This is a genomic window from Enterobacter sp. KBR-315C3_2022 (assembly GCF_041399425.1).
Lineage (GTDB): Bacteria > Pseudomonadota > Gammaproteobacteria > Enterobacterales > Enterobacteriaceae > Enterobacter.
Genome location: NZ_JBGKEB010000045.1, coordinates 1 through 8,136, shown reverse-complemented (window position 1 = coordinate 8,136; position 8,136 = coordinate 1). Strand labels below are relative to the sequence as shown.

Here is an 8,136-nt window from a genome sequence, read left to right as displayed (position 1 = left end):
TCGTCCGGGCTTCTCTGACGTACCTTTTGCCGACTTCGACATGTTACTTACCTTCAAGTCCTCAATGACGATCATCGCGTGGTTTTTGCTGATTTCACTGGTGACTTTGTGAAGGTAATCTCGGCGGGCGTTGGCTATATGCGAATGCAGGCGCTGGATCTTGCCTTTTTGTTTTTTCCAGTTGCTGCTGAACTTTACCTTTTTGCTCAACTGGCGCTGTAGCCTTGCCAGCTTGAGCTGATTGGTTTTGAAGCTGTTGACGGGCTCAAATACAATTCCATTTGCAACATATGAACCCATTCGAAATTAGCAAGACTTAAGGAAAGGTAGACGACCCGCCAAACTCGAGATAAATTTTTGCCAGATTCTGCAACTGATTAAAGCGGTTTTCAGCCAGTTGCAGTTCCGCCTGACGGCGTTTTTCCTGAGCATCGAGCCAGAATGAGATTCGTGCTGCACCCTGCCGGTAACGCACTTCGTTTAACCGCTCCGACTTACGCGCAAGCTCCAGTCCCTCCCGAAGCCTTGTCTCCTGAGCCAGAAGCTGATTACGCAGGGAAAGCTCGTCTTCGATGCTGCTCATCGCCTTATACAGTAGCTTTTTAAACTCCAGCACTCGCTGTTCGTAATCGTTACGGGCAACTTTTATCTCGACACCTTGCTGCCGCCACTCCAGGAACGGCAGCGTCAGGTTAGCACCTACGGAGCCGACCGGATTATGCAGGAACGTCAGCAGCGAAGAACTGCTGGTACCGAGAGCGCCGGTCAGGCTGAATGCAGGATAATATTCAGTACGCTTAATATCAACCGTAGCCAGCGCCTCACGCACTCGCCACTCTTTAGCGCTGATGTCAGGCCGGTGCATCAGCACGCTGGCAGGAATATTCGCATTTACCTTCGGCAGGCTTCCTTTTGGCAGAGTTGTTGGTTCGACTACCGGGTTGCCTGGCGCGGCGCCAAGCAAGACAGCCTGCTGATTGAGTTCCTGCAAACGCTCCCGCTGCAGTCTGGTAAGACGGTTTTCCTGCGCGAGCAGGTTTTGTTGTGCGTCAACCACATCCAACGATGAGGTATCTCCCGCACGATAGCGAACCCCGGCTAGACGCAGCGTATCTTTTGCATAGGTGATACTCTGCTGGAGGATAGAAATCTGCTGGTTCACAAAGCTGATGCGCCAGTAATTATCACTTGCGTCTGCAAGCAGCGACAGGCGCGCGGAGCGAAAATCCTCTTCGCTCGCATGACTTGCCCACTCCGCCGCATCACGCTGACGGGCAATTTTGCCCCAGAGATCCAGTTCATAGCTCGTACTGAGGCTGGCAGAGCTGCTTTTTGCCCAGCCGGACGAGTTATTAAGCTGGTTTTTTCCGTCCACATCCAGTGAAGCTTTTAGTCCGGGATCGTTGGTGATACCTACTCTTTCCGCATCCAGTCGTGCCCGGTACACCCGCAGCACGGCTAGAGCCACGTCGTTATTACTTGCCATCACCTGGCGGAGCCAGTTCTCGAGATGAGGATCGTTAAACGCTTTCCAGTCAAACGGGGTTGGATCTCCGGCCATATCGCTCTTGTTCCAGCTGGCGGGATAGTTCACTTCAGGAGCGCGGTAGTCGCTTTTCAGCACGTTTGCACAGCCAGCGCTGAGCATGGTAGTAAGGCATAAAGCCAAAGGCGATAAAATTCTCATAGGTTACTCGCTGACCAGTGAAACGACCGGGTCCATCCTTGCTGCCTTGCGGGCTGGGAGATAACCGAAGATCATGCCGATTAAGGTTGAACAGAAAAACGCGGTGGCGGCGGCCTGCCACGAATATATAGCCGTGAACACCCCCCCCGCCAGAGCGGTGAATAGCGCGCCTGTTGCATACGACAGCGCAATGCCTAACGCACCACCAATCAGGCAAACCAACACGGCCTCAATCATAAACTGTTGCATGATGTCGCTGCGTCTCGCGCCTACCGCCATGCGTACACCAATTTCATGCGTCCGTTCCGCCACTGAGACCAGCATTATGTTCATCACCCCGATACTGCCGATCATTAGCGATATACTGGCGACCATCAAAATCAAAATACTGAAGGTCATTGAAGTGCGCTCCACAGATTTTCTTATTTGTTCAAAGTTATAGAGCTGGAAGTCTTTTACGCCATGACGCTGGGTTAACAGTTGGGAGATGGCACTAACCGCCGCCTCGTTAGCCACATTGTCCTTAAGTCTAACGCTAATGCTGGTTAGAATTGGTTCGCCTACCATGCGATACATCACCGTGCTGTAGGGCATCCACACGGTAATGCGGTTTGGCGCATAGCTCCGATTGTTGCTTTTGGCGATGCCCACTACACGTGCCGGTACTGAACCAAGGAAGATAATTTGCCCCAGCGCCTGTAGCCCCGCGTCGTCGAAAAGCGCCTTGCGGGCGTTCTCATCAATAATGACCTCCTGCAGGGCGCTGCGATCGTCACTGAAGGTAGCCCCCTGCAACAACTCAATACCGTTTACCCGGAAATGATCCCGCCCAACGCCATTAATGGAAGCAGTTGCGGATTTACCGAGAAAACGAATGTTTTCTGTGGCGCTAACTTCCGGGCTTACGCTATCGACAAATCCCTGCTTCGCCAGCGCATCTGCGTCCGCAGGTACCAGCGTTCGAATGCTCTCGATGCTATCATCGAAAAAATCACGCCCGGGATAAATGCTGACCACGTTGGTTCCCAAATCTTTAATATTCTCTAGAGTCTTCTGCTTGGCTCCCTCACCCAATGCCACGACGGTAACAACGGCGGCAATACCGAAAACTATTCCGGTCATGGTTAGCGTGGTGCGTAAGCGGTGCGCATTCATCGCTTTTAGTGCCATTTGCAGCGATTCACGCGTACGATCGAGCAGCGTTTGCCAACGGCTTTGCCGTATTCTGCTCGGCAGCGGCAGCGTTTCTGTCGCAGTTACGCAACTGCCACTATCAGCAATAATTTCGCCGTCACGCAGCTCGATAATACGCTTCGCGTGCCGGGCGACCTTCATATCGTGGGTCACCATTACTACAGTATGGCCACGCTGATTAAGCTCGCTCAGGATAGCTAACACTTCTTGCCCGGACTGCGAGTCCAACGCGCCAGTAGGCTCGTCCGCAAGGATTATCTCTCCGCCGTTGATCAGCGATCGTGCAATACTGACGCGCTGCTGCTGACCGCCTGAAAGTTCGCCGGGTTTATGGTGCTCACGCCCTTCCAGCCCAAGTCTGCCAAGCAGTGCGGTCGCACGCAGCCGACGGCTGTCGCGTTCGCTGTTGGAGTAAATTGCCGGGATCTCAACGTTGCCAAGCGCACTAAGGTCAGGCATCAAATGGTAGCGTTGGAAGATAAACCCGATATGTTCCCGGCGCACTCTGGCCAGCTCATCAGGCGAAAGGTGGGCAGCATTTTTCCCGCCGATGTAATAATCGCCGCTGTCAGGTACGTCGAGACAGCCCATGATGTTCATTAGCGTTGATTTTCCCGAACCTGAAGCGCCGATGATCGCCACCATTTCTCCGGCCGCGATTGTTAAATCGACGTTTTTCAGGACGGTCAATGCCTGGCCACCGTTGCCATAAATTCGGCTAATACCTTTTAAATCAATGATGATTCTCACAGTACAAATCCTTCTCCAGGCGCTTTCTCACCCGGCTGCGACAGCACAACATTTTCCCCGACCTTTAAGCCTTCGAGGATCTGAATATCCACGCTGTTGGTGATGCCGGTTTTAACATACCGGGTTTCCAGCTTGCCGTCAGTTGCCAGCACCTGAACCTGCTGCTTATGTCCCTCGGCTCTGCGCACGGCCTGAATTGGTACTAACAGCGTATCTTTGGCTTCGTCTGCAAGAAGCGTAACCTGCGCCGTCATGGCAATACGGAGTCGGTTTTCTGGGTTAGGTACGTCAAGCAGAGCGTTGTAATAAACGGACGCATTTGAGGTACCGGAGCCTGATGCCGAACTACTACTGGCAAGTGAGTCGTCTTTCATCACCGACTCCGGTGCCAGCTCAACTGTACGCAACGTCGCTTCATAGTGCTTGTCCGGCTCGGAGAAGATAGTGAAACGAGCTTTTTGGCCTGCGTAAATACGGGTGATGTCAGCCTCGGAAATCTGTGCTTTAATGGTCATGACGTCCAGACGCGCCAGCTTGATAATGGTAGGAGCACTCTGGCTTGAGTTGACAGTCTGCCCCTGTTGAGTGACGACTGCGATAACAATGCCATCCATTGGCGCTACAACTCGCGTATAGCCAAGATCTACCTTTTTCTTATCCACTTCTATCTGCGCCTGAACCAGTTTGGCATTCAGAGACAGTAAATCAGCGCGCGTTGTGGCAAGCGTTGCTTCCGCAGACTCAAAATCTTCACGCGAACTGGCATCTTCAATTAACATATGACGCTGGCGTTTAAAACGCAGTTCAGCCTGTTTCAGAAGTGCCTGCTTCGACTGGAGTTCGGCTTTCACTTCATTGAGCGCGGCTTCGGCGTTGCGCAAATCGTTACGTTGAGGCACGTCGTCGATATCGGCAATCAACTGCCCTCTAGTCACGTGGTCGCCCAGCTTTACTTTCAGTGATTTCACCTGACCTGATACCTGCGCACCTACGTTTACACGTTCAATCGCGTCAATACGGCCGGTCGCCAGTACGGAATTTTCGATATTACCTTTGCGTACCAGAGCCGTAACATATTCCGGCACATCAGGGGTTCTGAGAAAGAGGAAAAAAACGATGAGAAGAACGATGAACAGCGCCACGGCAAAGAATACGATGCGGCGAGAGAGGTATTTCATTAGCATTGTGCTGATTTTCCATAACGATGAAAACGGTGCTCTAGTTTCTCATAGTGAACGCCTCAGTCTCTACTGGAGCTAAACACTGTGCATTTTATCCTCTACTTTTTTGCCCGTTCTTTAATAGGGTTTTACGCCAGAACCGCAGAAAATTCCTAAATGCTAATAATTAGAAAAGCCCTTCATCAGGTTAAAGAGCCAAGATGGTTCCAGTTTACTTTATCTACTGGCGTGTTCAATACAGAGCCTCTGCCGGGATGTACTATCACCATTCCTCCATATCAGATAGTTGTAACTGCGTTGAATCGTTACAGGTTGAACAGACACCTAAAATGGCTCCAAGGTATATATGGGCAGCAAGCATTATCCTGAAGAGTGTAGAATTGAAGATGTGCAACAAGTTATTGATCGTGGCCATCCTGTTTCCAATGTTGCAAAACGTCTCAATATCACTGCCCACAGTCTTTATGCATGTATAAAAACTTTTCCACAAACAAAGAGCCGTCAGTAGCTCAGATGGAAGTCCACTGACGGAATATGTAAATTATTATTATCAACTACTCGTAAGTCGTCTAGAACATCCTCAGCGATTCAAAGGTTACATGGCGTTGCATTGATAATGGTGAGCTATTTCACCCGGCGTCGTCAGCCAAAATTTATCGCGTTGCGCGGCAAGATTCGCTAAAGTTTTTTTTAAATGCCAGAAGCGAAACGGCTGGCCAAATATATACGGATGTAAGGATATACCCATGACTAAGGTCTGCCGCTCACTGCGGTCCAGCATTTCAGCAAGCTGATCAAGAATCATCTGGCAAAACACCTCTGCTGAAACACCATTTGGAACGACACTGGGAATATCGTTAATTTCTTGAGGATATGGTATTGAAAGTAACGAACCGTTACGAGTATAAAACGACCCGGGACGATCGTCGTGCGACCAGTTGAGAGTGTAGCTAAACCCATTTTCATGAAGCAGTTCAGGCGTATCATAGCTTTCAGAAATCCATGGTGAGAGCCAGCCAGCGACCTTTTTCCCTGACCAATTGCTTAGACGATGCTGGCAAAGGGCGATCATTTCATTCTCTGCCCTTAAATCCAGCTCGCCCTGACGTTCAGAGTTGGTATGGCCATGAGCAATAAGCTCCCCTTGGCCGCTTGATAGCCAACGCTCAAGGAGCTGCGGACAATAATCAAGAATAGATGTATTACAGATAATACTCGGCGGTATTTCGAGCCGATCAAACAGCTCTGCAAGATGCCAACCTCCCACACGATTGCCATAGTCTCGCCAAGAATAGTTAAGCACATCTAGTCGGTTGGCATCTTTCGAGATTTTGGCCCCTTCAGAACAGCCAAAAGAGAAATGTTCGAGATTCATAGCTATGTAGACCGCAAGCCGCTTATTGCCAGGCCAGAAGTACTTTTTTTGAATATTTAAACCACGATATTCATAGCGCCCATGGTGATTTAGCTGAGACATCCAGTCAGCTGTACTCATTGCATACCCCTCATTTGTTGCGGCTGTGTGCTAAGAACTTAATACAGTATTTACAAAAATGACTAACAGTTAAGCATAGCATCTAGGACTGGTATGAGGCTTTCTCATCCACCGGTCACATGGTCCATAGATGTCTTTGCGTCATTGATTACACACTTAAAGTTCAATAATGAAACATGAGAACCAACACTGCCGCTCGTAAATTCTCAGTAGTTATGGTGCTAACGACTTTAGCATAGGCGATATCAATTAAAATATATTATCGAGACGTGTAGGGATTTCATTAAGTTGACATTAAGCCTGGGCTTATAAAAAAGCTCCCTACAATCCCGTCAAACTTATTAAATAATAAATCGCCATATGTCAGCGGGTACGCGATCAAATATACGATTCATGGTCAGTTCTGCCAGTCGATGATCGGCAGCACCCCAAAAGATGGCAAGTTCAGCGTCAGTAAGTTCGTACTTTTTCTTGTCGATAATTTTCTCGAGCGTATCCAGCTCACGTACTTTTCGTAGCTTAAGGAGCCAGTCCATTTTGGTCATATAATCTTCCTTATCAGTTTCATGCAGAACTACATTAGAAATGATAGTATAGAAGTAATTCTTTGTCATGGGGCAAGTAGTTATGTTAGTAACAGTGACATTAAAATCCGAGGGTCGTTAATGTAATATTTAAAATTCAAGTTTAAAAACGTGCTTTGAAGGACGAGTTTCATTTGAAAAGTGCTGTAGGATCCGTTTTTGCAATGGTTACTGATGTTGAGCTTAAAGTCTCTACTTATGTGGGCGTGGATATAAGCGCCGTAACTGTTTAACATTCTTTGACCTTCGTCAATATGACTTACAAATTTTCGTTTGTTTTGTCAGCCATGAAACGTACCTATAGCTTGCATAAGCTATCCCGTAAACTCATTAACGAAAACCAAGTTGTTTGCGTCGAATTTCTGAAAGTGAAGAACATTATCCGCAATCCGAAACTGTCCAAAGTGATAGCAGACGCAAGTTGGGGCAAGTTTGTTCGCCAGCCTGATTGACATCCTCCCCGCCCTGAAGAACGGGGATTCCTGCAGCGTTCAGACCGAAGCCTGAATCACCCCGGTGGGTTCCTGCTTCAACGGGTGGCCTGAATGCGCCATCCCTCCACAGGCAAGTACGGCATGTCCTGCCGCTAAAATGTTACGAGCGCCGTTTATATCGGCGTTCCCGGTATATCCGCATTCAAGGCACTCGAATCGACTTTGTGAAAGGCGGTTCTCCTTCACTGTATGACCACAGCAAGCGCAACGCTGGCTGGTATATGCCGGAGGTATCGCCAGAACCTGACCCCCCTGCCAGCGTTGCTTGTACTCAAGCTGGCGACGCATTTCATACCAGCCCTGATCCAGTATCGCGCGGTTCAGACCTGATTTGGCTTTGACGTTTCGTCCGGGCTTCTCTGACGTACCTTTTGCCGACTTCGACATGTTACTTACCTTCAAGTCCTCAATGACGATCATCGCGTGGTTTTTGCTGATTTCACTGGTGACTTTGTGGAGGTAATCGCGTCGGATGTTGGCAATGTGCGAGTGGTGACGCTGGATTTTTTGTTTCTGCTTCTGCCAGTTGGCACTGAATTTAACTTTGCGGCTTAACTGGCGCTGGAGCTTTGCCAGCTTGCGCTGGCTTAATTTAAAACTGTTTACGGGCTGGTATATCGTCCCATCTGAAAGTGTGGCGAGTTTCGTTATTCCTGCATCGAGTCCGGCCATTGACTCCGCTTTGTGAACCGGATCAGCCACTTCGTATTCGGTCTGGATACTGACGTACCATTTACCGCATGACTGGCTG

General features: G+C 49.3%; 6 protein-coding genes and 3 pseudogenes. 2 read left to right on the top strand and 7 right to left on the bottom strand.

Annotated features, from left to right (window positions below):
- The 4 genes and pseudogenes from AB8804_RS22945 to AB8804_RS22930 all read right to left on the bottom strand — a co-directional run.
- Positions 1 to 288 (bottom strand): annotated as a pseudogene (locus tag AB8804_RS22945) (transposase); the annotation flags it as partial.
- 28 nt (positions 289 to 316) lie between these two features.
- Positions 317 to 1,687, bottom strand: a complete 1,371-nt coding sequence (locus tag AB8804_RS22940; RefSeq protein WP_371190229.1) for a TolC family protein — start codon at positions 1,685 to 1,687, stop codon at positions 317 to 319.
- 3 nt (positions 1,688 to 1,690) lie between these two features.
- Positions 1,691 to 3,631, bottom strand: coding sequence for a MacB family efflux pump subunit (locus AB8804_RS22935; RefSeq protein ID WP_371190228.1), 1,941 nt, complete (start codon positions 3,629 to 3,631; stop codon positions 1,691 to 1,693).
- Positions 3,628 to 4,815: an efflux RND transporter periplasmic adaptor subunit gene (locus tag AB8804_RS22930; RefSeq protein ID WP_371190227.1), complete on the bottom strand. Its 1,188-nt coding sequence runs from the start codon at positions 4,813 to 4,815 to the stop codon at positions 3,628 to 3,630. The genes AB8804_RS22935 and AB8804_RS22930 overlap by 4 nt, the downstream gene beginning before the upstream one ends.
- Before the next feature lie 343 nt (positions 4,816 to 5,158).
- On the opposite strand from AB8804_RS22930, the pseudogene AB8804_RS22925 reads away from it, so the two are divergent.
- Positions 5,159 to 5,296, top strand: a pseudogene (locus tag AB8804_RS22925) (transposase); the annotation flags it as partial.
- Positions 5,297 to 5,407: 111 nt separating this feature from the next.
- Here the strand turns inward: AB8804_RS22925 and AB8804_RS22920 are convergent.
- Both AB8804_RS22920 and hha read right to left on the bottom strand, forming a co-directional pair.
- Positions 5,408 to 6,307 (bottom strand): polysaccharide deacetylase, encoded by a 900-nt coding sequence (locus tag AB8804_RS22920; protein ID WP_371190226.1) that lies wholly within the window; start codon positions 6,305 to 6,307, stop codon positions 5,408 to 5,410.
- Between the two features lie 341 nt (positions 6,308 to 6,648).
- Entirely contained in the window at positions 6,649 to 6,852 is a 204-nt protein-coding gene (hha, locus tag AB8804_RS22915) for a hemolysin expression modulator Hha (protein ID WP_371190225.1), read from the bottom strand.
- A gap of 332 nt (positions 6,853 to 7,184) precedes the next feature.
- Between hha and AB8804_RS22910 the strand changes: the two are divergent.
- A pseudogene (locus AB8804_RS22910) lies at positions 7,185 to 7,334 on the top strand (RNA-guided endonuclease TnpB family protein); the annotation flags it as partial.
- A 48-nt stretch (positions 7,335 to 7,382) separates the two neighbouring features.
- Here the strand turns inward: AB8804_RS22910 and AB8804_RS22905 are convergent.
- On the bottom strand, positions 7,383 to 8,136 hold a 754-nt coding region (locus AB8804_RS22905), incomplete at its 5' end, for an RNA-guided endonuclease InsQ/TnpB family protein (RefSeq protein WP_371190224.1).